This is a genomic window from Parachlamydia acanthamoebae (genome assembly GCF_000875975.1).
GTDB classification, from domain to species: domain Bacteria; phylum Chlamydiota; class Chlamydiia; order Chlamydiales; family Parachlamydiaceae; genus Parachlamydia; species Parachlamydia acanthamoebae.
In genome coordinates this window covers 126,809-150,163 of sequence record NZ_BAWW01000033.1, presented here as the reverse complement: position 1 = coordinate 150,163, position 23,355 = coordinate 126,809, and the positions used below count along the sequence as shown (strand labels likewise).

The 23,355-nt window shown below is 39.6% G+C and carries 18 protein-coding genes; 5 read left to right on the top strand and 13 right to left on the bottom strand.

Features of this window, described 5'->3' with window-relative positions; all coding sequences use genetic code 11:
• Nucleotides 1–3 precede the first annotated feature (3 nt).
• Nucleotides 4–1,371 carry a UTP--glucose-1-phosphate uridylyltransferase gene (locus AOM43_RS07790; RefSeq protein WP_059359761.1) on the top strand — a complete coding sequence of 456 codons (1,368 nt, stop codon included), beginning with the start codon at nt 4–6 and terminating at the stop codon, nt 1,369–1,371.
• Here AOM43_RS07790 and AOM43_RS07785 read toward each other — a convergent pair.
• Nucleotides 1,368–3,461 (bottom strand): BclA C-terminal domain-containing protein, encoded by a 2,094-nt coding sequence (locus AOM43_RS07785; protein WP_059359759.1) that lies wholly within the window; start codon nt 3,459–3,461, stop codon nt 1,368–1,370. The two genes, AOM43_RS07790 and AOM43_RS07785, sit on opposite strands and share 4 nt — an antisense overlap.
• Nucleotides 3,462–4,199: 738 nt before the next feature.
• Between AOM43_RS07785 and AOM43_RS07775 the strand changes: the two genes are divergently transcribed.
• A complete protein-coding gene (locus AOM43_RS07775) occupies nt 4,200–5,306 on the top strand; it encodes a glycosyltransferase family 4 protein (RefSeq protein ID WP_059359755.1) in 1,107 nt (368 codons plus the stop codon).
• On the opposite strand, the gene AOM43_RS07770 is transcribed toward AOM43_RS07775, so the two are convergent.
• Nucleotides 5,248–6,483, bottom strand: coding sequence for a tetratricopeptide repeat-containing glycosyltransferase (locus AOM43_RS07770; protein WP_059359753.1), 1,236 nt, complete (start codon nt 6,481–6,483; stop codon nt 5,248–5,250). The genes AOM43_RS07775 and AOM43_RS07770 overlap by 59 nt on opposite strands.
• Nucleotides 6,480–7,346 (bottom strand): FkbM family methyltransferase, encoded by an 867-nt coding sequence (locus AOM43_RS07765; RefSeq protein ID WP_059359751.1) that lies wholly within the window; start codon nt 7,344–7,346, stop codon nt 6,480–6,482. Before AOM43_RS07765 ends, AOM43_RS07770 begins: the two co-directional genes overlap by 4 nt.
• A 911-nt stretch (nt 7,347–8,257) precedes the next feature.
• Between AOM43_RS07765 and AOM43_RS07760 the strand changes: the two genes are divergently transcribed.
• On the top strand, nt 8,258–9,178 hold the full coding sequence (locus AOM43_RS07760) for an inverse autotransporter beta domain-containing protein (RefSeq protein ID WP_059359749.1): 921 nt from the start codon (nt 8,258–8,260) through the stop codon (nt 9,176–9,178).
• Nucleotides 9,179–9,181: 3 nt separating this feature from the next.
• On the opposite strand, the gene AOM43_RS07755 is transcribed toward AOM43_RS07760, so the two are convergent.
• Genes AOM43_RS07755 through AOM43_RS07715 form a run of 9 tightly spaced genes read right to left on the bottom strand, consistent with a single transcriptional unit; the run spans nt 9,182 to nt 19,193 of the window.
• Nucleotides 9,182–10,048, bottom strand: a complete 867-nt coding sequence (locus AOM43_RS07755; RefSeq protein WP_144016290.1) for a hypothetical protein — start codon at nt 10,046–10,048, stop codon at nt 9,182–9,184.
• A gap of 8 nt (nt 10,049–10,056) precedes the next feature.
• A complete protein-coding gene (locus AOM43_RS07750) occupies nt 10,057–10,791 on the bottom strand; it encodes a hypothetical protein (protein WP_059359746.1) in 735 nt (244 codons plus the stop codon).
• A gap of 5 nt (nt 10,792–10,796) precedes the next feature.
• Entirely contained in the window at nt 10,797–11,294 is a 498-nt protein-coding gene (locus AOM43_RS07745) for a type II secretion system protein (RefSeq protein ID WP_059359744.1), read from the bottom strand.
• Nucleotides 11,295–11,297: 3 nt separating this feature from the next.
• A complete protein-coding gene (locus tag AOM43_RS07740) occupies nt 11,298–11,993 on the bottom strand; it encodes a prepilin-type N-terminal cleavage/methylation domain-containing protein (RefSeq protein ID WP_013925635.1) in 696 nt (231 codons plus the stop codon).
• Nucleotides 11,994–12,004: 11 nt separating this feature from the next.
• Nucleotides 12,005–12,379 carry a type II secretion system protein gene (locus AOM43_RS07735; protein ID WP_006342415.1) on the bottom strand — a complete coding sequence of 125 codons (375 nt, stop codon included), beginning with the start codon at nt 12,377–12,379 and terminating at the stop codon, nt 12,005–12,007.
• A 15-nt stretch (nt 12,380–12,394) separates the two neighbouring features.
• Complete coding sequence (locus tag AOM43_RS07730) at nt 12,395–13,579, bottom strand: type II secretion system F family protein (RefSeq protein ID WP_013925636.1); 1,185 nt, start codon at nt 13,577–13,579, stop codon at nt 12,395–12,397.
• An 11-nt stretch (nt 13,580–13,590) separates the two neighbouring features.
• Nucleotides 13,591–15,225 (bottom strand): type II secretion system ATPase GspE, encoded by a 1,635-nt coding sequence (gspE, locus tag AOM43_RS07725; RefSeq protein ID WP_006342417.1) that lies wholly within the window; start codon nt 15,223–15,225, stop codon nt 13,591–13,593.
• A complete protein-coding gene (locus AOM43_RS07720; RefSeq protein WP_006342418.1) occupies nt 15,215–17,773 on the bottom strand; it encodes a secretin GspD/PilQ domain-containing protein in 2,559 nt (852 codons plus the stop codon). The genes gspE and AOM43_RS07720 overlap by 11 nt, the downstream gene beginning before the upstream one ends.
• Nucleotides 17,774–17,810: 37 nt before the next feature.
• Nucleotides 17,811–19,193 carry a hypothetical protein gene (locus AOM43_RS07715; RefSeq protein ID WP_059359742.1) on the bottom strand — a complete coding sequence of 461 codons (1,383 nt, stop codon included), beginning with the start codon at nt 19,191–19,193 and terminating at the stop codon, nt 17,811–17,813.
• A 217-nt stretch (nt 19,194–19,410) separates the two neighbouring features.
• Between AOM43_RS07715 and AOM43_RS07710 the strand changes: the two genes are divergently transcribed.
• On the top strand, nt 19,411–19,830 hold the full coding sequence (locus AOM43_RS07710; protein WP_006342420.1) for a hypothetical protein: 420 nt from the start codon (nt 19,411–19,413) through the stop codon (nt 19,828–19,830).
• A 42-nt stretch (nt 19,831–19,872) separates the two neighbouring features.
• Here the strand turns inward: AOM43_RS07710 and AOM43_RS07705 are convergent, their stop codons facing one another.
• The gene (locus AOM43_RS07705) at nt 19,873–21,864 is read right to left on the bottom strand and encodes a hypothetical protein (protein WP_059359740.1); all 1,992 of its coding nucleotides are present in this window, start codon (nt 21,862–21,864) and stop codon (nt 19,873–19,875) included.
• A 276-nt stretch (nt 21,865–22,140) separates the two neighbouring features.
• Here AOM43_RS07705 and AOM43_RS07700 point away from each other — a divergent pair, with 276 nt between their 5' ends.
• On the top strand, nt 22,141–23,349 hold the full coding sequence (locus tag AOM43_RS07700; RefSeq protein WP_006342422.1) for an MFS transporter: 1,209 nt from the start codon (nt 22,141–22,143) through the stop codon (nt 23,347–23,349).
• Nucleotides 23,350–23,355: the final 6 nt, after the last annotated feature.

The following is a 23,355-nucleotide window of genomic DNA, read 5'->3' as shown; positions in this document are numbered from 1 at the left end:
TATATGAATATGGAAAAACCTTCTTTATCTGAAAAACTCGCTTCGATTAATCAACTTCATTTATTGAAAAATTGGGATAATCTTTCAGAAGCATCCCAAAGAAAACTCGCAAAACAAATCGAAGAAATCGAAATCCCCATTTTTCTTAAGCAAAAAAAAGTGATTCAGTCTCCTTTTCAAGAGAACCATTCTTCTCTAACTGCATTTAATGATTACGAGGAAGCAGGCAATCCGATTCTCAAAAATCGAGGACAAGATCTCATTTCTGAAGGCAAAGTGGGATGTATCATTGTAGCTGGAGGACAAGGTACTCGTCTTAAAATGGACGGTCCAAAAGGGATGTTCCCTATTTCCGCTATCAAACATAAAAGCTTGTTTCAGTTATTTGCTGAAAAAACGTTAGCCGCGGGAAAGCAGTTAGGGGTCACCCTCCCAATAGCAATTATGACTTCTCCGTTGAATCATCAACAAACGACAACTTTTTTTACCAACCACAACAATTTTGGCCTTTCTTCTCACCAACTTTCCTTTTTTTCTCAAGGTATGCTCCCTTTTCTGAATCAAGAGGGATCTCTCTTCTTGGAAGAACCCGATCATATTGCTTTAGGACCTGATGGAAACGGCATGTCTCTAATTCACTTCTATAAAAGTGGGACCTGGCAAAAATGGCACAATAAGGGAGTTCGGTGGGTCAATTACGTGTTGATTGATAATCCATTAGCAGATCCTTTTGATGCCGAACTGATTGGCTTTCATGCAGATCAAAATCTAGATATCACGATTAAATGTATCCCTCGCCTACATGCTGAGGAAAAAGTCGGTATTATTGTTAAGAGAGATGGCAAAACAGAAGTGATTGAATACACTGAGATTCCAGCAAGTGAAAGGGATGGACGACTGCCAAGTGGACAGTTTAAGCATCCTTGCGCAAATATTAGCCTATTTTGTTTTTCAATGGATTTCATTAAACAATATGCCGAATCTGGAAAAACGTTACCGCTTCATGCTAACTGGAAATCGGCAAAATACTTGAATCCAGATGGACAAAGCGTCAATTCAAGCACACCAAACGCCTGGAAATTTGAAACATTTATTTTTGATCTTCTTCCGGAAGCAACACGTGTAAAAGGCCTTTTGTATAAACGAGAGGATTGCTTTGCGCCTTTAAAAAATGAAAAGGGTGAAGCAAGTCCAGAAACGGTGCAGGCAGCACTTCTTGCTCAAGATCGAAAAACGCTAGAACAGATAACAGGTTTAGCTGCACCCCTAGAAGCTTTCGAACTCTCCCAAGACTTTTATTATCCAACAGCAGAACTAATCAATAAGTGGAATAAACGCAGCCCGAACCAATCGGGCTACGTCGAATCTTAGCTCAACTTAACAATATTTATTGTCGCGGAATTACCTGCAGCTAAGGTCAGTGCTAATCCTGATATCACCACTTGTAAAGTTGATCCTGTTGCTGTCACAGGAATGATAGTCGAAATAACCAATTGCGAACCTGCCACAACAAGGCTTGCAACGGGTCCAATTGGAACACCATTTAATTGTAATTGAGCACTTGCCAACAAACTCGCGAGAGTTGAACTTGCCGTAAATTCAACTAAATAATGGCCTGTCACATTAAAAGTAAACGTCGTCGCGTTTGTTTGGACAACAGACGTTCCATTTGTAACAGCAGTTCCATTAAATGCAACCGGACTCCCAAGAGCAATGACAACAATACCTCCATTGCTACTAAAATTACTCAAATGATCCAAGATACCTGTCCCAGTGGCTCCTGTTGCACCTGTTGGACCCGTAGCCCCCGTAACACCGGCAGCACCTGTTGCTCCAGTAGCACCCGTCAGCCCTGTTGGACCTGTAGCTCCCGTAGTGCCTGTTACTCCTATTGGACCTGTAGGTCCTGTAGCTCCTGGATCACCCGTTGGACCCGTGCCTCCCGTTAATCCTGTTGGGCCCGTAGCTCCCGTAACACCAGTAGCTCCTGTTGCTCCAGTAGCACCCGTCAGCCCTGTTGGACCTGTTGCTCCCGTAGTGCCTGTTGCTCCTATTGGACCTGTAGGTCCTGTAGCTCCTGGATCACCCGTTGGACCCGTGCCTCCCGTTAATCCTGTTGGGCCCGTAGCCCCCGTAACACCGGCAGCACCTGTTGCTCCAGTAGCTCCCGTCAGCCCTGTTGGACCTGTTGCTCCCGTGGTACCTGCTGGACCCGTTGCTCCAGTAGCACCTGGATCGCCTGTAGCTCCTGTTGACCCCGGCGGACCTGTTGATCCTCTTGGGCCTGGTGGACCTGGAGTAGGGGGTTTACAAACAGCAAAGACATCTACAACCTTTATCCGTTTTCTTTCCCTCGGATCTTCATCATTACCCACAGTTTCAACTTGATAGATTCTTTCTTGAACAACATTTTCTTTTTTGTCGAATTGGGTGACTTTCGTAAGCTGTTGCAAATCGTCATATTCATAACGGCTTCTCAAACTATCCTCATCTAAAACATCTGTAAATTTGTCTGCGTAGAGAAAAACATAATCTCCTTCAGCCTCTCCATTCTCCCCAACTTTAGCTAAGCAAACCACTTTTCCTTCTTCATCGTATTCAATAAGGATCGAATCTTCTCCTTCAATATTTTTTCTCACAAGTAAGCAGCTTTTATCTTTTACTTGATACTGATAGGTTTGAGCATTAATATTGGAACCTCTTACTTGTGTTAAGGCATGAACAATCGAATCGTCCTCTAGTTGAAATGGTTCCAGCTGATATTCTATGACTCGGCCATCACTTGTAGAAACAAAAACAGCTGTACCATTGAAATCAAATTCATAATCAAAATCGACTCTAAAAACACTCTTAGAAGTTCTCGAAAATAACTCTATCGATTCTAAATGTCCCTCATTGTTATAAGCATATTTCACCTGATTCCCGCTTGGAAGAATTTGCTTCGTTATCCTATAGTAATCAGGATTGATAAATTTTTTAGATAAATCAGGTAAAATTTCTTCTCCTAAGCATAGCGTCGGAATGGTATCGATTTTTTCATATATTTTGCTTCCTCCCTCATTCGAAGAAATCAAACATTTGTTTTGTGCTAGACGAAAATCTTTAACGCTGGGATCAAATTTTCCATCTAGTGCATACATAAGCTCGTCTGGATTTTGTTTATCTTTCCCTACAATCAGAAAATACTCAGAAAATAATCTCCATCCTCCAGAATGCTGAAAACTTTTAGTATTTAACTGCCTTTTTAAAAGAAGAAGATCAGGACCGGGGACGTGTAAATCGATATGCGATTCAAAATAATCACCATCGACCACATTAACCTGATGTTCAATAAAACTTTCGGCTTCATTTTCTTTTGTAAAAAGTTTCACATTTGGTTGATGTGCGTACATCGATGCATGTGAAAGAAAAATTAAACAGAACCAAAAAACCTGTTTTAGATTTGATATAAAGTTATTCATGATGTTTTTTTCTTGTTAAAATTTATTATTGTCATTTCGAAACTAACATCACTCCTCTTTTTTTTAAATTAATTTCTGTTGCTACCTCTATGCAAAGCATACCTTAAAATGCACTCTATGCGATTAGTTAATCCAGGTAAATAACATCAAATGTGTTTATTCAAGTTGAAGAAAGAGTGAATTATCCATTAAGAGCACAAAGAGAACATGTCAACAACGCCCCTATTAAAGATGCTGAAAAAAATGCTTCACTTGGATCGCGCTGTTAACCATTGAAAAAGAACTCGGAAAATGAGAATAAAAGCATTTGAGACCAACGTGCAGAATGCCAAAGTGCAATTGCACATCTTTGAAAACTATGGAAAATAAAGTCTATAATACACTTAAGAATCTAAACCTTCCAACCAAACGCTTCGTGAAATATTCACCTGAAGACGTTGTTACCAAGAACTGTAGCTTGAGTATTCTCACCACTTCTAAAAATAATCTTACTAATAATTCAGAAAGTTGTAAAATGAATGCTCTCATTTATCTAGAAGAGGTTTTAATTTGTGAAAAAATCAAGTTTAACTTTTACTCTTATTTTTCCCGTAAACTTACTCAGACAGGGTTCTATGGAAAGCGAAATCACTAGCTTTATGGGTTTGCCAAATCATTTTTTCTATCTCGACTCAACAACGTTATTTTTTTTGATAAATTCTGTAATTACACCTTAAATTTGTAACTGAGGCTCCAATAATGCGCATTATCCTCCTCTCTCTTACCCTAATTTTAGCATTGTTTCAGACAGCTCATGCTGAAAAATCCATCGGGATCTATACTTATCTAGTTTCAGACATGAAACCTTGGGATCCTGACGACGTTAAAACTGGAATTTGTGGGTCAGAAGAGGCTATTATTTATCTATCTCAGAAACTTGCGGAATTGGGTTATAAAGTACTCGTATTCGCAACTCCCCCTCAAAATTCACAGCACAGTCTTCCGGAAGCTAATCCTCGTTATGTAAATATAGATTTTAATGACTACCCCACTATAGATGTTGCTATTTCATGGCGAATGCCAAATGCAGCTCAAAAATTAAAACTGCGCGCTCGAAAAGTTTATTTATGGCCCCATGATACAATTTCACACACAGTGTCGAATGAGGAAATAAACAATTTTGACGATGTTTTGTGGTTATCCGAATGGCAACGAAAACAATGGATTTCAGTCAATCCTGGGTTTGCAAAATTTACTAAGATCTTCGGAAATGGGATCGAACCCAAACAATTTAAAGAAAATAAGCAGAAAGCAAATCCCCACGCCTGCATCTATGGCTCTAATTATGCTCGAGGGTTAGAGGTACTGTTGGATATCTGGCCATTCGTTAGACAAAAATTTCCCGATGCCACGCTCGACATCTATTATGGCTGGCAGGATTGGGGATTATTATCACTTGAGAAAAAAGCTCGAATGAAAGCCCAAGTCATGAACTATGCTTGTCTTGGAGTAACAGAACATGGCCAAGTAGGACATGAAGAGCTCAATAGAGCTTATGAAAAAGCTTCTCTCTGGACATACCCTTGTATCGGATTAGAAACATTTTGCATCACAGCACTTCGCGCACAACTTTCAGGAGCAATACCCGTCATCATCGATGGCTCTGCATTAGATGAAACTGTAAAACATGGCTACAAATGCACAAAAAAAGAGGAATATTTGCCCCTTCTTCTCAACGCAATGCTTGACGCCGAAAAAATCCCTCTAGACGAACGAAAAAAGATGGGTGAGTTTGTCTTAGAAAAATTTACCTGGGAGAAGCTTGCTCGGCAGCTTGATTCGCGACTGCACGATCAGAAAGAATAACTTGATTGCAAATTTTCTCAAGCAACTTTGCATTAGCAAACCCTAAGTTATTTTCTACACACGCACGCACATTAGGAGGTAAATTTTTATTTTTTAAAAGTTCAAGACTAATCTGCTGGCTTTCTTCATACTTTCCGATCCAGTAAGCAGAAATGGAAAGTTCTAGCAATATTCCATATTCTCGCATCCAATCTTGGACAAACAGGATATCGGTAGTTGTGGGAACCGCCAAAGCTATTTTTGCCATCTCATAACCTAATTTAAAATCCCCCTTGAGACCTAAATAGTGAGCTATTTGATAAAGCGGCTCTATCCTGGAGTTTCTATATTGATAAGCTCGTTGATAACTCGCCAAAACCTTCTCAAAGGGCATTTCAAGTAACTCTTCCATGACGCCGATTTGATATAAACTCCAAAATACCTCTTCATTCCAACCACCCAGGGCAGCTCGCTTTTCATAATTTTCTAAAGCTTTAGAATAGCATCCAGCATCACGATAACTTTGAGCTAAATAGAAAATGTATCGACTATTATGCGGCTCTTTTTTTAATGCGTCCTCTAAAATTTGAGCGTCTTTGTGATATTTTTGAGGGTCCTTTGATCTAGCACCTTCTGAAGTATAGATATTAAGAATTTTTTCTAACGTAGCGTGACTCTTTGAAACAGGACAGCTAATAGCTTCATGCAAAACACCCTTCCATTCCCAATCTAAATGATTGTTGATTAGTTGGATTCGACAATATTTACTTCCAGAATGCGAGATCATAATATAATAATAATCTTTATCTAACGGAGGGAGCTTAAAATCAGCTTCATACTCAAGATACTCATCTGCATCGATAAAAAGCACATAATCTGCTTTCTCATCAGCAAACTTTAAAGCTTCATTGCGATTATGACTAAAGTTCACCCAAGGACTTTCGTGCAATTCTCCAGGAACCGCATTTTTTGCCATGAAATTCTTAATAATTTCTTGAGTGCCGTCTGTAGAGCCTGTATCGACAATAACCCAATAATCAATGATAGGTAAGACCGAAGTTAAGCAGCGAACGATCACATCCTTTTCGTTCTTTACAATCATATTTAAACATACTTTTGGACGATCCGAATCTGCCAGCACAAAGGAGGGAAGTATAAACAAAACAATAAAAATAATTTTTCTAAATGACTGTTTCATTGATTCACTCTTTCCAAGGGTGTTGCAAGCCAATCACTCCAGCTGCCGTCTATATATTTTAAAGAATAACCAAGCTGTTCGATCGCCGCAATTGTTTGTTGAACAAGCTCACCTCTATTCGCAATAGGATTATAAACATTCCCCATGATTTCGAGTATGATATAAGGTCTATTTCTTAAAATGGTTTCCTTTGCACCAAGAAGAACTTCATACTCAAAATTCTCAACATCCATCTTGATAAACGAAACATTATCTAAATGCAGACTATCTAAAGTAATCATTTCAGCGCTATCACCACCACTTCCGATGGATGTTCCCCCCTCATTGCCCGCTACAGAAGGATTCATCTCAATTGATTTAAAAGTATCACCTAGGGCACATCGATAAATTGTCACGTTCTGACATTTATTTAAAACCATATTCATGACCAATTCTGAATATAACTTTATCTGAGGTTCAAAAGCGACGACGCGTCCTTTACTACCAACTGATTTAGACATTGAAAGAGTATGGGTACCAATGTGAGCACCAATGTCAACTACCGTAGTTCCTGGTGTAATATACTGTTCCAGTAGTGGAATGAAATTATCTTCCCAAGCACGTCCTGCTGCCAATTGATTCTTGATAAGATCAACTCGGCTATCTATATAAAAAGATCCTAAGTTATCAATTGTGTATATCTTATAAAGAGCTTTAGGAAATGCCTTTAATAGGGCAACTTCATCCTCTGGGCCCACAACAGAATCAAGATTATTTTGAAAGATTGTGAACTTGTGTTTTTCATCCTTATTTTCTTCAAGGTTTTTACATCCTGAAGAGCCGAGGGCAAGTAAAGTAAATAGAATCGAGTGTAAAATTTTCATTTTTCCTTTAATCAATTACTTATGAAGTTTATTTCTGTTAATTCCATTCAGTCAAATCCATTCAATTTTCTAAAAATTTAAATTTTTGGAAATCTCTCTGGATTCGTAATGTAATCATTTGTTGATTATTGATGACTATTTCGAGGCTTCCAAAAAAACCACCCGCCCTATTTTTGGATATCTCAAAAAGCAAAATTTCATTAGTCCTTACAATAAGATGAGCTGATAGCAAGACGATAACTCAGAGAGTTTGGTAAGCTGATTTTTTTAAACGTTCATATAAGCAATTACTGACGAGTATTTGCTAAGAGTCAACATACCACTCTGATAAAGACGAATCATACCAGTTATTACTACATTAAGCATATTATTTTTTTTGAATATGGCAGCTGAATTCCACATCGATTCTTAAAGAGACACTATTTTTTTAGAAAAACTACCCTGTGCAAAATTTCTTTATGTATCAATGCTCAACCACCTTATTCTCTAATAAGCACAAATCCCTCCATAATGCATTCTAAATAATCTGAGAGTATTAAGGATTCATGCAAAAGTCTATGATATTAAGTTCACTTTTTTCTAGGTATTGTCCAAGAGAGCTGGTTTACCTCAAGCAAAAGCCATCTCCGATGTTGCGTGTATGACGACGCGCCGCAAAGTTGAGTAAATAGTTCACTCGTTCTACAAATCGTAACCCTTATACAAAATTAAGCTTTGCTTCATGCTTCAGATTTGTAAAATAAGATTGCAAAAGGTGTGAAAATACAATAAATAATAGAGGAGATGATAATTGAACCTTTGTGACAGAATGTGGAAGAACAACCAGTTTTCAAAAATTCTACATTGCCATTATTCGATTCATCAGGGACAAAGCTTACTTAAAACCAATAAAAAAGTCTTATAGCAAATAAATGAAGAAAAATTCATTCAAAAATGCCTCTCAATTTTTTTGTTTCTTTCTTTGCTTGTTGGCAAATCTTTTCGCCAGCCCTGAAGAAGTCGTTGAAAATGAAGTCTCTTTACCTTCTTTGAACGATGTTCAAGCAAATGAATGGGTATTCCTACCCACCCTAGCTTATCTTCAAGGTGTTGTTGGAAAAGGTATTGGAGAACAAAATGGCTATGCTTCTTTCGGAATTTTTACTATCCCCTTGTTAGATTCGAATGGGCAATTATTTTTTGATGCACGTATTCACAATTTAAGGCATGAACGCTGGGCTGCAAATGTGGGGGTGGGAACACGCATTGCCATTCCATGCACAAATCTTTTCTTTGGAATCAACTTCTTTTATGATTATCGAAGAACTCGACATGACTATCATCAGTTAGGACCTGGATTAGAACTGATTCATCCTTGCTGGGTATTTCGTATCAATGGCTATTTTCCGATATGCGACAGATCTTTACGCAAGCACCCTAAAGTTTTTCGATTTCATGACAATTTGTTTGCAGCTTGCACGCAAATTCAAAATTCTTTGTCTGGAGGAGATCTGGAACTTGAAACAAGTTTAAGAAGATGGGATCCTTGCCTTTGCTTTGATGTTTACATTGCACCTGGTGGATATTTTTATCATATCCGACACCATCGAGACATCACAGGCGGAAGACTTCGCATAGGAGCTGTCTTATTCGACTACTTGGGTCTTGAAGTACGTGGATCTTATGACCACTATTATAAAGGCACGGTTCAGGGCGTTGCTTATGTGGAAATTCCTTTTGGAGGACCCCGTTGCAGCTCTCCTTGTGATACACCACCCTTCTTGTGGCCAGTGCAGCGGCAAGAAATCATTGTACTCGACAAAAAATACTGCAGATGGAGACAAAACTTCTAAGCACTATTCATATCCTGCGGGATCGGTCTTGGAAACTGTAAAATCTAACACTTCTGAGACGATCCCGCTAAGACGCCTGTTCTCGAATGCATCTTTGAAAATTTGCGTCGCATCCTCCGTTTTCATCCCACCTTCCTTTGGCTTGACTTCTGTATAAAGCTCGTTACGCTTTTGCAAAATGTCATTCACAATAGCCTCTCCAAAAATAGATGCTAAAAGAGGTCGAGAAGCTAAAAAAACCCGGATTTGGGATTTATTATCTAGAGTGATATATTTTGACAACTTGGGATAGCTCACATTCACTTCCACTGTACCTTTTTCTTCTTTAGGTATCTCTACACCCCCTTTGAGCATTAAGTAAAAAATATCATGCAAATAGGGATCTTTAAAAGAAAGTGTCGACAAATCACATGCATTTTTAATTTTTTGCTTACTTGGCAAATCTTCTGCTGCTTGGCTTATTGCCTTTAACAATTGTTCCACAAAGTGTTCATCCGCCTCTAATGCCTCTTTAAAAAATCTGGTGTGTCCGTATATGGCTGGTAGGATATTTTTAGCCATGAGATTAAATTGTTCAAAGAGCTCTTGCTTTTTCTCGCGTTCATCTTTCTTTAAAAATAAGGCGATCGGAAGTTTAGGACTTGCTTTGCTTTTTGTTTGCCTTTCATTGTCGTTTTGCTCTTTCGTTGTCGCAACATGACCCTCATACCACTTTTTGGCACTCTCTGCATATCCCTCTCTTTCTAAATTTTTCATGTAAAATTCAAATTGGGACTGCGTAATGGCAAAGCCTCGATAGCTCTCCAAGCGTGCATAGGTCATCAAAGTCATTAGCATTAACATGCTTGTCACGAAGAGTAAAATATTCACGGAATCCCCTAATGATCGTAAATGATCGGGTTTTTGCTATTTGGCAAAGGAAAACTGTAAACTAAAGGGTCTTTTTGCCCTTCTTGGGTAATGAATAGACGAACAATGGCAGGGAGTTGATCATATTCTTGCAACCAAGTATCCACCCATGCCCCAGGAGGGCTTGGAGTAATATTAGCCCTGACATCTTCAGGAGAAGTCGGTTGCTCCTTAACATCTTTTAAGGTTCCCTTATCAGGAGGAATGAAAAATTGAAATTTCAACATCGCCACATTTTCAAAAAGAACTTCTTGTTTCATTGGAGGGATTTCATCGTCTTCCCAACGATTGGGTGTCGGCCAAATTCCCAAACAAAGCCTTCCTTCTCGATCAACATATAATCTTCCCAACACAGCAGATGCAAACATACTATCCAAATCCACACAGTTATCAAAACCAAAGACCAAACTTTGTGTTCCTGGTTTAAAGAGCCCTTCTGCAAAGCTCGTATTAAAAAAGTAATAAGCTGATCGATTGCTTCCAATCGAGGAAAAACTTTTCGGTAAAATTTGGGTTAAACGGTACTGTAAAAATCTTCTTAAAAAGCTATCCCTCTGCAACCTTTCAGATTCCCGATTCATTGCATCGATTTGCTGATAGAAAAAACTCAACGTGGTCAAAATCATGGAAGTCAAAACCATGGCGATTAAGACTTCCAAAAGAGTCGCAAAGGATTTTCGATGAATTTTACTGTGATAAGACATCCTGGCTACTCCTTGGGCAAAGCCGAAATTCCGGTCAGATTTCGAGCTAAAAAGAACTGATAAGTGTAAATTTGATCATTCTTAGATGGGCTTTCTCCACTAGGATGAAACGCAAACTTTAGCTCAAAGATATAGAGGACATACTCATCGACTTTTTCATCATCTTTTTTAGGTTTGCGTTTTTTCTCATTAAATGTATAGGTTCCCTCAAAAGGGAGTAAAGCCGTAAAACCTGCAGCGCTCAGTAACTCATTGGTCACAGGAAAAACTGTCCCATTCTCAAGATCTTGCCAGGGAATTTTATTGAAGTAAAGTTGCTCAGTGATGTGGCCATAGAGCAAATTAACAAGATGATCCAATTCGATTTTCCGAATAAATTGAGACTGACTTCTCAACATGACTGAATGAGGTGAAATCAAAGGAAATACACACAAAACAATAAGAGCAAAAGCAATCAAAACTTCTAGAAGTAAAAAATGACGTTTTTTTGAGCTACAAAACACAGGTTAAGACCCCTTTGATTTTGGAGCTTGCCCCTTTTTTTTCTTCTCTGCTTCCGCTTCTTTTTCTTTATCCTGCTTAAACTGCGCAATTTCTTGCTTCGTTCTATTGGTAATTGTTAGTTTCGTACTGGTTTCTGTATTCGGCAAAAAAATGGGATCGCTAGCTGAAGGCGCAGAACTCACAATAGGATGTGGGTATCCATGTAAATTAATCACACGCACCAATGCCCAGGAAGGTACATTCACAGCATCTGAGGAATTCGAAAGACGCAAAATTCCACGGCTCATGACTGATCCCTTAGAAAGAAAATGGATGGAGATAGCGCCTTCCGTAACAGGAAGATCAAGTTCATCCCTAAAGCTTACACCTCGGATCGTTTTAAGTTTGGGTTGAACACGCAGGATTTCATTCATCCAATTTTTCGTCGCCTGGCTTTCTGTTTCTAATGTAAAATTTATGCCATCATCCCCCTGTGAAAATTTGACCGTGACGTCAGCCTGCAAAACCAACATTAAATCTTGGGCAAAGCGTAATTCATTTACCACCGTCTCCACTTCAGTTCGAAAACGTTGCTCTTCCAAGGCGTTGTTAATGTTAATTCCGATGGCTACCGTCACAATACTCAGGATGGCCAATACGATTAGCATTTCTACTAAAGTAAAAAATGACAATCGTTTAATGATTTTGGCAAAATGCATGCTTTCTTGATTTACTTAGAGGATTTCTGGTACTGCTCTAGCTTTTCAGAACGCACGTGAATGACTCCATTGTCGACAGTCACTTTATACTCTTCCCCCCAACCATCACGTATTAAGGCCGCTGGATTTTGAACAAGCGGAGACTTAGCCACAATGCCCTGCCAGTTATTTCCAATATCATTGAGCAATGCAGGATTTTCAGAAACCTGGAGATTCAAAATCGTTTCTAATCTTTCAATCCCTGCTTTTGTTTTAAAGACTTTGCCTTCATCAAGGGCACCACGATAGTTATAAGCAACCACCCCTGTGATTAACGCAATCAGGAACATCACAATCATCATTTCGATTAATGTGACATGTCTTTTACTTTTTACAATACAATTCATACTTACCACCTTAGGTTACATCGAAAATGAACTTACATCCGTCAAAGGTAATAACACAGCCATCATGACAGCCCCTATGACAGTTCCCATAACAATCAAAATAACTGGCTGAGCAAGCGCCATCACACGTGATAACGTTTTCTCGAGCTCATCTTCATACATATCAGCAATTTTATTCATCATTATGACACTACTCCCTGAATCTTCACCCACAGCGAGCATGCGAGATACCATATGCGGAAAATATTTAGATTGCATTAATTGTGCGCTTAAAGAGCTTCCTTCAATTATTTTTGATTCAGCACGCTTGATTTCTTCTTCAAGCGTCGCGTTTCGCATTGTTTCACGTGCAATGCGAAGAGAGTCGATCATGGTAACTCCCCCATTTTGAAGCGTTGCCATGGTGCGACAAAAACGAGATACGGCAGCCTGGATCACCAAATTTCTTATTCCAGGAATGGTCAATAGCTGCCTTTCCAACCATAATTTTCCTGACGGTGTTCTTAACTTGATCACAATTAAAAAAATAGTCAAAGCAACCACTGGAAGATAGAGCCACCAGTAATCACGAAAAAAATGGCTGACCGCTAAAACAGCCTGGGTAAAACCATTTAATTGCTTATCCGCGAAAATACCCTCTATTGAAGGCACAACAAAACCCAAAAGCAAACAGATAACCAAAAGTGCAAAACAAGCTAGCACAGCAGGATAAATCATTGCGGTTGTGATTTCCTTGCGCAATTTTTGCTGTTTATTCAAAAGAAGGCTCAGCTTTTCGAGAACAAGATCAAGTGCACCTACCGACTCTCCAGCCCGTACCATCGAGCAATATAAGCGATTAAAACTATCGGGATAATTTTGCATGGCCTCAGACAGAGGTGTTCCGGCTTTAATTTGATCGCATAAACTTAAAATAATCGAATGAAAAGATTCATTTCTGTATTGCTCTTCGATCGCAATCAAAGCTTCATATAGTGGAACACCTGCTCCAAGCAGCTGTGAAAGTTGAAATGTGAAAGCAAGGAGATCATCTCCTTTTAGTTTCTTGCTCGATCCACCGCCCTCTTTTAGAGAGAGCTTTGCAATCATCAAAGATTGCTCGCGTAGCTTGCTTTTAGCTTCTAGTTCATTATGAGCTTCAATATACCCATTCTTTTTTTTTCCTGCGAAATCATAGGCTTGGTACTGATACATCGGCATAGCTGAACCTCCTAATCCTCCAACCCGCGTGCAGCTCTCAGAACTTCAGCGCTTGTCGTCACCCCTTTTTTAGCTAATTCGGCACCATGATTTAACAATCCAATCATCCCTGTATTGAGCGCTACATCTCGCATTTCAACAGCATCTGCACTTTTGACAATTTGCTTTTTGATGGCATTATTGATAGACATCAGTTCATAGAGCCCATGCCGTCCACGATATCCTGTTCCATAACAAGCGGAACAACCTTCGCCGACAAATAAATTGCCATCTGTTAATTCATCTCGTTGTAAACCGAGGCTGGCAAGCTCTCGATCTGTTGGCTTGTAAGCCGTTTTACAGGAAGGACATATGCGGCGGACTAAGCGCTGAGCACAAACCCCCACAATAGTGGAAGAAAGAAGGTAAGGTTCAATTCCCATGTCGACTAGACGTGTGATAGAGGAAGGGGCATCGTTGGTGTGCAAAGTACTTAATACTAAATGACCTGTTAAAGAAGCTTGAATCGCAATTTCAGCAGTTTCCAAATCGCGAATCTCCCCAATCATGATAATATCAGGATCCTGGCGAAGAATATGCCTTAAGCCCGTGGCAAAATCTAATTTAATTTTATGACGTACACCAATCTGAGCAATCCCTTTTAAATTATATTCAACAGGGTCTTCAATCGTCATAATATTTGTTTCTTCGCTATACATTTCAAAAATGGCACTATATAGCGATGTTGTTTTTCCACTCCCTGTGGGCCCAGTGACTAATACGATGCCTTCAGGTAAAGCTATTAAACGTTTAAATTCCTCAAGGACAGCAGGAAGCATGCCCAATTTGTCTAACCCTAAAATTACATTTCCTTTATCTAGGATACGCAAGACAATACGCTCTCCGGCAGCTATTGGGACGGTACTCACCCGAAAATCAATCTCTCTTCTGCCCATCCGCAATTTAATACGTCCATCCTGAGGAAGACGATGTTCTGCAATATCCAGCTTAGCCATCACCTTGATACGTGTTAAAAGCTGCGCTTGAAACTCAACTGCTGGGGAATGTCGGTTCTGTAGAATACCGTCGATCCGATAACGGACACGTAAGCCATCTTCTAAGGGTTCAAAATGGATATCAGAAGCACCTTGTTGAATCGCTTCGGTAAGAATCAAATTCAAGAGCTTGACAATAGGAGCTTGCATCTGAGAATCATCAAGCAAATCGTAAACTTCAACTTCACCATCGCCTCGGCCATCTTCCGATTGATCAGCAAGATTTGCGATCAGCTGCGAAGCAGCTCCAAACTCCTGATTATAACATTCATTAATGGCAGCAAGAATCACATCTTTAGGACTGTAAACCGGCTTAACGTCTACATTTAACATCAAACGCAGTTCTTCCAGAGGCTCTAAATTCAAGGGATCAGCAACTGCCACTAAAATGGCATCTTTTTCTTCTTGAATAGGCAGGACACAATGTCTTTTCGCGAATGAATAAGGAACTTTTTTGTAATATTCTCGAGGTAGTCTAAGACTTGAAAGCTCCATAAAAATAGGCAGCTTGAATTGTTCTGCCAATACCAAATTAGGATCTTTCAAAGTTTCTGGAATTGCTTTTCCCCCCAATTTTTTCTGAGGGTCCAGATTTTCTCTACTACCTTCCATCATACTCACCACGTGGAATACAATCTTGAATGCATCTTTCAGGAGGTCTTCCAAACAACATGGTTAGGTAGCCTTGAAAGATTCTATTTTTTTCCGCTTCTTCAGCCCTCTGAAGACGGCATAAAAACCCTGGAATATCTCCAGGTCGCCGCTGCATCTCTTCACAACGGATCCGATCAAAATCTTCGGCCGCCTCCGTAATGATTTTAGGCGTAATAAAGATAAACATCTCCGTCGCAGAATCAGTTAATTGAGTGATGCTGAACAATTTCCCAATTCCTGGAATTTCTCCTAAATAAGGAATCGATTCTTTGGAGTCTGAAAGATTTTTACGTCTTAATCCCCCAATAATCACAGTCTGCTGATCCGGAATACGCACTTGGTTTGTGATATGCCTGCGTGTAACATCGGGACGACTATCAACTGAAGGGTTAATTGTTTCAAAGAGAATATCCGTTTCCAATGTCACGTAATCTACAGGATCTTCTGGATCGTTCATATCTTCCCGTACGTGAATGGTCGGAATAATTTCAATTTTAATCCCGTATCGTGCACGCGCAAAAGAATCTTTTAATGTGACATTTCCTTCCGTTGGAATTTCAAAAATACCCGTACTCACCGAAATTTCCTCAGCGATTTCAATCGTTGCAGGTGTTTGGTTAATTGCGACTACAGAAGGACTTGCATTAATCTGAATATCATCTTGCGAAAGTAAAAAACGATAGGCGAAATCATAGGCAGGAATCCCACTAGCCGTTTTAGTACGACTGACCAGGTATTCGAAAACCCCTGCATTTTCTGGATGAACAACACTGGCACCTACAGGGAAAATATTGTTCCACTGCACGGATGTGGTATGCGTATTTGTCGCTGCATTACCTGTGCGGAGAAGATTTAATCCAAATTGGTTATCTCGATTCAATCTCTTTTCAAATAAGAGCACTTCAATTTGAACCATCTTTTTAGGCACGTCCAATTTCTTAAGCAATTCTTTTAATTTTGGTAAAATATCGACTTCCACAACCATCACAATGGCGCCTGTTTTGACATCCACAATGAAATTGTTACGCGTATCGTTCCCTTTATTTTCCCGCTCTCTTTCCCATCGTCTACGCGTAGGATTTGGCTCTACAAGATAAGTATCATCGAGAAAATATCCATAATCATACAACCTTGGAACCAATGGTCTTGGAGCTAATGGCGTCGGAATATTATAAAATGGCTGGTTCGTCGCAAAAGGTGCGGCCGTGACCACGGGAGGCTGTGGAGGCAATTCAATTACTTCCGTAGGTGGTCGTTCCTCATATCCTGTGCCAGTTTGCACCATGAGTTCATAAACTCTTTGCAAAATATCTGCTAAATCATTCGGATCCGAATGCTTCGTTGTATACCAAAAAATTGTTTTTCTTCTCGATTCACCAACTTGGCTTTCAACCTCTTTAATAATCGATTCCGCTTTTTGAATCTCTTCTCTCGTTCCGACAAGAAAAACAGCTTGCGCAATGTGAGAAAGTGGAATGACTTTCAATCCATTAGAGCCACCGCTCGGATCGACAGGCTCGGGGTTCTGTTTAATAGGAGGGCCTTTTCCAGATGGAGAAGGTTTTGGAGTCGTCTTTGTTGTTTCAACCAGTTGATCAAAAATCGTTCCAATAATTTTGGCCATTTCTTCAGCTTCCACACGCGACAAAGGTAAGACTTTGTATTCCTTATCTCCACGATTCGCTAAAACGAAATCATAGATCTTTAAGAGCTCCTGAACCTCAGAAACTTGACCAATGATCAAAATGTCTCTTCCCACCATTTGTAAAGTAGTATTGTTTGGATTGGTAAACTTATCCAAAAAGTACCAAATTCGTCTAACTTCTGAGGGTTGCGGCGACAAGACAAAGCAAACACGCGCATAACTTGGTACAAATTCTAAATCGAAGCGGTCACGTGTAATTAGCTGCAAATTTGAGCGATCATCTTTTGTCACATACAACTGACGTAAATAGGGATTCAAAACTTTAGAGCCAAGGCCATTGTAATTCAGAATCAATTCTAACATTTCTCCCCAAGAAGAACGAGGTACAGGAATATTAGAATTGACACTCAATTTCAGAGACGCAATATCAGGCGTCATTAAATAGACATAATCAGCAGACCCATAGTCCATAATTAGCTGACCGACCGTCGTTTCTGGATGATGCCAAAGTGCATAACCATCCGAGTCTTCGGAAGTTGAAGCTAATTCCCGCCAGCTATTTTCCAAATCGCGAATGTTATCCTTGATGGAGTTGATTTGTACCAATAAAGCTTTAAAGCTTTGCTCTGGAGCCCCTCTTTCATAAAGCCTGTAAGCCTCCGAGTAGTAATTCTCTAAAAGCTTATGCCACTCATTGAGCTCTTTATTGACTTCTTCTAAAAATTTTTGCATACGAGGGGAGAGATCGCCTTCACTTATGATTCCTTCTTTTTTTTCAGCAATGGTTTGTCCTTCCAGGATTACCGTGCTAAAAAGGAGAGCAAATAGAATAAAAAGTCGGTTATAAGTATTTAATTTCACATTCCACCATTTATCTTATGTATAGAGAAACTCCGGCTTATTCAGCGGAGTGATCTTGAGTCTCATTTTCTTCTGTTTTTATGTTTGACTGCCTTGCATCAACCTTATTTTTAGGCCTTATATTTTTAGATGAACTTTCATCCTTTTTTCCCCGTGAATCTTCTTTTACAGTACTCCCACCAGTTTGTTGTATAGGCAGTTCTATGGTTTGAAAATCACTTCGAGTGGTATTAAATACAACCCCGGATAATACTTGTTGATCACCCACTTTTTTAAGACCATCGAATACAAATAGCGGACCGATAGTTTTCCGATCAACATAATCATCAATTTCCTGAGCCGTCGTTAATTTTTTCCATGTACCGTCGGACTGCAAAAGCCAATCATAGGGACTCAATAAAACACGCTCTCCATCAATCTCGAAGACAAATTGAGATCTTGTGCGCGCCCCTAAAAATTTAAAATGCTTTTCGATATTTTGTAAACTGCGTGGCTCGGCAGATTTTAAAAGGTTCAGCGTAATCGTGCCCTTCCCCTCCGCATCCCATAAATCAAACTTCATTAAACGTTCATCGATTTGCTTAACGACCAATAAAGGGTGCCCGAGCGAGTCTTTTCCTGGTTTTACGCTTTTCCACCTGTTCCCATCCCAAATAAAAATATCTCCCGCGTTGGCATAGATCGAATATCCATCTGGAGATTCACTAAAGTCAATCCGCTCTTTTCCCACAAAATCTTTGTACTCTTCTCCTCCATGCCTTTCAAAAAACTTGTCTTTTCCAAACCAACGCGCTTTTTGACGAGCAAGCAAGGTTCCATCGACCCTTTGATTTCCGATTTCCCAATTTCCGATAGTCCGAGCAAATTCTCGCGCCTTTAGATTAAATTGGAGATTATTTGCAGGCTCCCGGACAAGATTTCCTTTATCATCTAGCATGCCCACTCTAACTAATGCCTCGTCTCCGCTAGGTTGAGCTTCAATCCAAAGGGGTGTTGACTCATTACTTGGGCTAAATGAGTATTTTCCAGGAGAAGTTTTACCATCATAAACTAAAAACAATTTTTGATTTGCTTCAATGGCAGAGGTTTCTTTACCTCCATTCCAACCGAAATGCAAAAGAGTTCCATTTTGCGCATCTGGTCGACCATTTTTGCCATAATAGATGAGAAAACGTCGCAAATCTGGCAATTGAATTGTCATGGGGGTGAAACTCAAATGCAACAAATGGTTTTCGACATCTGCATATGCTTGTTCAGATGAAGTAAACGCTCTTTTTGGCAATGTTGTTTTTGGCTCTTGCACTTCTACAAAGGAAATTTGAGAAGGGCGCGAAAATAAAAACCAAAGTGAAAGAAGGAGCAGAAATATTCCAAATCCAATCAAAGCCAAGTTAATCCATGAAATCCACTGCTTAATCATGCCTCTAACTTAACCTTTTACGTAATGACTGCAAGCATTGATATGCTCAAATCTTTTTTTTAGTTCCCTCAGATATCTCTCAGCAAGAAATAATTCCTCCTAATATTGAAAGATCAATAACATTAATGCAACAGAATTTAAGATTATCTCAAATAAAGATTGTCTACATTCACCCTTTTGATTATACATCAAATTTGAATTTAACAAGAGAGGAAATATGTCTTCTGAGCTCCCCCCAGATCCAGCTTCTCAAGAACCTGAAAAAGACCCCAAGGAATCCAAAGAAACGCCTCCTCCTGAAAAAGACAAACTAGATACTTTTTATGGCTTCGCCAAAAAGAACACCCGTGATACCGCAGCCTACGTGCTCTTATTGATAGGGATCATCTGGAGTTTTTTTAACTCATTTTATGGAGGCGTTCTGGTTGGTCTTGTGGCGGGTGCCTATTATTCGGAAGAAATTCTAACCTTTATTAAATCCATTAAAGAAGAAATCGAAGAGTATGGTACAGCCAGCAGTTTGATCTTAGCTGGAACGCTTTTAGCTTTTTTTGTTGCATCTCCCGGGATTTTTTTAGGCGGAACGATTGTGATCGCTTTAAAAGAAGCCTTAGCCTCCTCTGGCAAAAACACTTAGATGGTCACAGGCTCCTTGCAATCGCAATGGAGCCTGTATATCTTACCGAAAATTTTCTACATAACGTTTCATGAAAACGGCTTTTCTTTTCTCTCCCGCCATAAGCTCCTCATCATCCCGAGAAGGTACGACCCCCATGGCTGGCTTACCTTGATAGGAATGAACCACTGTCGATTGTTGCTGTAATTGCCACTGAACAAGCGGTAAAGAGTGATAAAGATGAATGGAATTATCTTTAAAAACTTCGGTTGCAGAAGGAAAAAGATGAGGGAAATTGGCCATTTCTTCACTGTTATCCAATGATGCATTCCCTTCGCCAGTTTTTTTTGAAGTCCCCTTCGCCCCTCCGAGTCCTAAGATCAGCAATTTACTCGCTGCATTTGGTAAAAACCAAATCACTTTTCGAGGAACCCGTGCAACTGTCATCATTGGCTTTGGAACATTCTTTTTCACTTTTTTCATCGTATTTTCCATTTTTTGGTCAATGGCCCGCAACGGTTTTCCGATCAACTTCACATTTTTTGGAGAAGGAATCGTTCCTGCCAAGGCTTTTCCCAATGACATTTCATTGGAAAGATTTGTAACACCTGTTTTCTTCAGAATTTCATTGGCTAGGTAGGTACAATTTTGTCGGGTTAAATTAAATCTAACAGTACGCATCCGGTAATCATTGAGCGTAGACATGATCTCTTCAAATACCTCAGGTGTCACTGGAATACTCGTCACAATGCGTCCTTCATGAGGTCTAAATTCTTCAAAATCTAAAATGGCTGGCGCAGAGTTGACGGTCGCAAGGATATTCCGACCTTCTTTAAAAGGTTGCTCTTCTGGTAAGCCGCTTAAACCTGTTGAGTAGACAGCCCCATCCGCATTAATGACTCGAATACCCGCATGCATAGGAATAGATGCCGATAGCTTTGCCAAAAAAAAGTTATCATCATGCTTGGTTAAATCACGCGGATTCGTATAGATTTGAACAACACATGTTTTATTGGGATCTGCAGGAAACGGCTCACCTTCAGGTGCAAACAGCTGCGCATGAGCAAGCAATTCTCCCATCTCTTCTTTCGACAGCTGTTCAACAGGGTATAATTCAGGATGGGTATACCGATCAACAGGGACTAAACCATCAGGAGAAAAATAATTCCATCTTTGTCGCCCCTGATTTTCATCTAACCCCTCTTTTCTTTTTTCAACGACACCAGCTAGATGAGAATAAGCATCAATCTCTAAATCCTGCATAATTTCTGATACAAGGACCCAGGCCCCTTGCTTTTTTATCATGACTCTTTGGTTTTCGTCTTGCCGAATAGCATGCGATTCTTTTCCATTGGTGGATGTATTTTGAAAACCGACAATATTGTAAATCATACGACTCGCAAACAAAAATTGAACAGCTTGAGGGTCTTCACTTGCCAAATGTGGATCGAGTCCCAATCTTTCTAATTTGGTCTGCAACTGAGCTGTTTGAATCAGCAATTTTAAGGTAGTGGCTTCTGGCGAGTGAATAGGAAACTGTTTGCGAAGTCGTGCGAGTTTTTTATAAAATTTTTTATCTACCTGCAAAGTCGTTAAAATATCTTTTTTGACTTCGTTTAATTCAGGAGCTAATCCACTAAGCTCCCCATCTTTAAGATAGGTACTAAGTTGGGTGACGGTTTCTGTCAAACTTTCCAGTATATGTTCCGCATCGGGCAATGTTAGATTTTCTTTGATTAACTCGTTCACTTGAGATTCTAACTTAGTCCCCTTAAATAATTGGGCTAACGCGTGCACTTTGTTGGTCATTTCTTGATTTTCAGGAAATTTTTTTGCAAATTCAGTATAATTTTTGACGGAATTTAAAATAGCCTTATTGGAAATCCAATTTCTATACTTTGCAAAGTGAAAAATTCGATTCGCCAATTGTTTTATTCCAAGTTCCCCTTGTTTAGCAGTAAATTTCTGAATTTCTTTTGGAGAAGAAAGATTTAAATTCATCTCTATTTGATGAGAATGAAATGGATTAATAGGAAAACGATCAGGTTGAACCATTTTGACCCCATATTAATAATTAATCACCCACTAAAATCATTTTATCACACCAACAAAATACTTTAAAACCTTATTAGAATTCAATTTGCTTTCTCATGAATCGGATATAAAAGATTTGACAGAACATGCCATTAAAGTTTTAAAAAAAAAGAATGCAAAAAACTAATTTCTGCATCAAATTGCCTTCTGAATGATTAAAATATTCTTTTCAAAAACTTGTTTTTGTGGCATAATAAAGCCTCTATAAATCTTAAACCTACTTACTCATCAACATTTATGACGTTTGCGACAAAAAAAATGCATCTTTATGGAACAGTCGGATTCCTTTGGTTATCCCACCTCCTCGTCGATACAATGATTGGGATTTGGCCAATTTACAAAACAATTGCCCATATTGATTTAGCGGTGGCTGGATTCATCGCCGCAGCCTGCGCTTTTATCGGTGAAGGAATGCAAATTTTTTTTGGGATGCTAAGTGATAAAGGGCATCGTAAAATTCTCATTTGTTTCGGGTTGCTTTGTGCAGCCAGCAGCCTATTCTTTCCTCACGTTGAAGGACCTTTCTTTCTTTTTCTTCTCTATTTATTTACTTGTCTTGGATCTGGTGCTTTTCACCCTGCAGCAGCTAGTCATATAGGGATGCTAACTGAACATCGAAAAAGCTTATTTATTGCCATTTTTGCCTCAGGCGGAGCCATCGGATTAGCTTGCAGCCAATTGGCTTTTTCTCACTGTTATCACGCTTTTGACGGAAATACCGCCTATCTTTTTTTACCCATGGCTGCACTCATTCTCTTGATCGCCTTTTTCCCATTCGCAACATCAACTGCCTTGCTAGCCAAAAACAAGCATTCTGTAAGTTGGAAAGGGATTCAAAAGTTTCTTTCTTCACGAGAGCTGGTGTCGCTCTATTTTTGCCAAGTTTGCGTCAGTTCCATTTTTTGGGGAATTATCTTCCTTCTTCCTGATATACTGACTTCAAGAGGACATGTTGAATGGATTTGCATGGGAGGCGGACATTTCTTTTTCGTATTTGGCGGTGCTTTAATGATGATCCCAAGTGGGTATTTAGCTGATAAATATTCAGCAAAAGCCGTGATCTTAACTGCAATTATTTTTGGTTCCTCGATTTTTTATACATTCTATTTTACCCCTTTACTTCCACCCGTGTTTATTTTAATCTTATTGTTTTTTATGGGAGCAGCATTCGGAATCATTAATCCGATCTCAGTTTCACAGGGCCATCGCTTAATGCCTTCTCATCCTGGTCTTATCAGTGCAATCATGATGGGACTCGCGTTTTGCCTATCGGAAAGCATTGGCCCTGGTGGCGGCGGACTTCTGGCTGAATACTTTGAAGAAGATGCCGCAGCGAAAGCGTTAGCAGTCGTTGGTCTTTTGTGCGTGCCAGCATTTCTAAATGCGTTAGCCCTTTCTTCACGCCAAGAAATCGCCCCGGAGCAAACTGTTGAATGCGCTTCTTAAATTGTC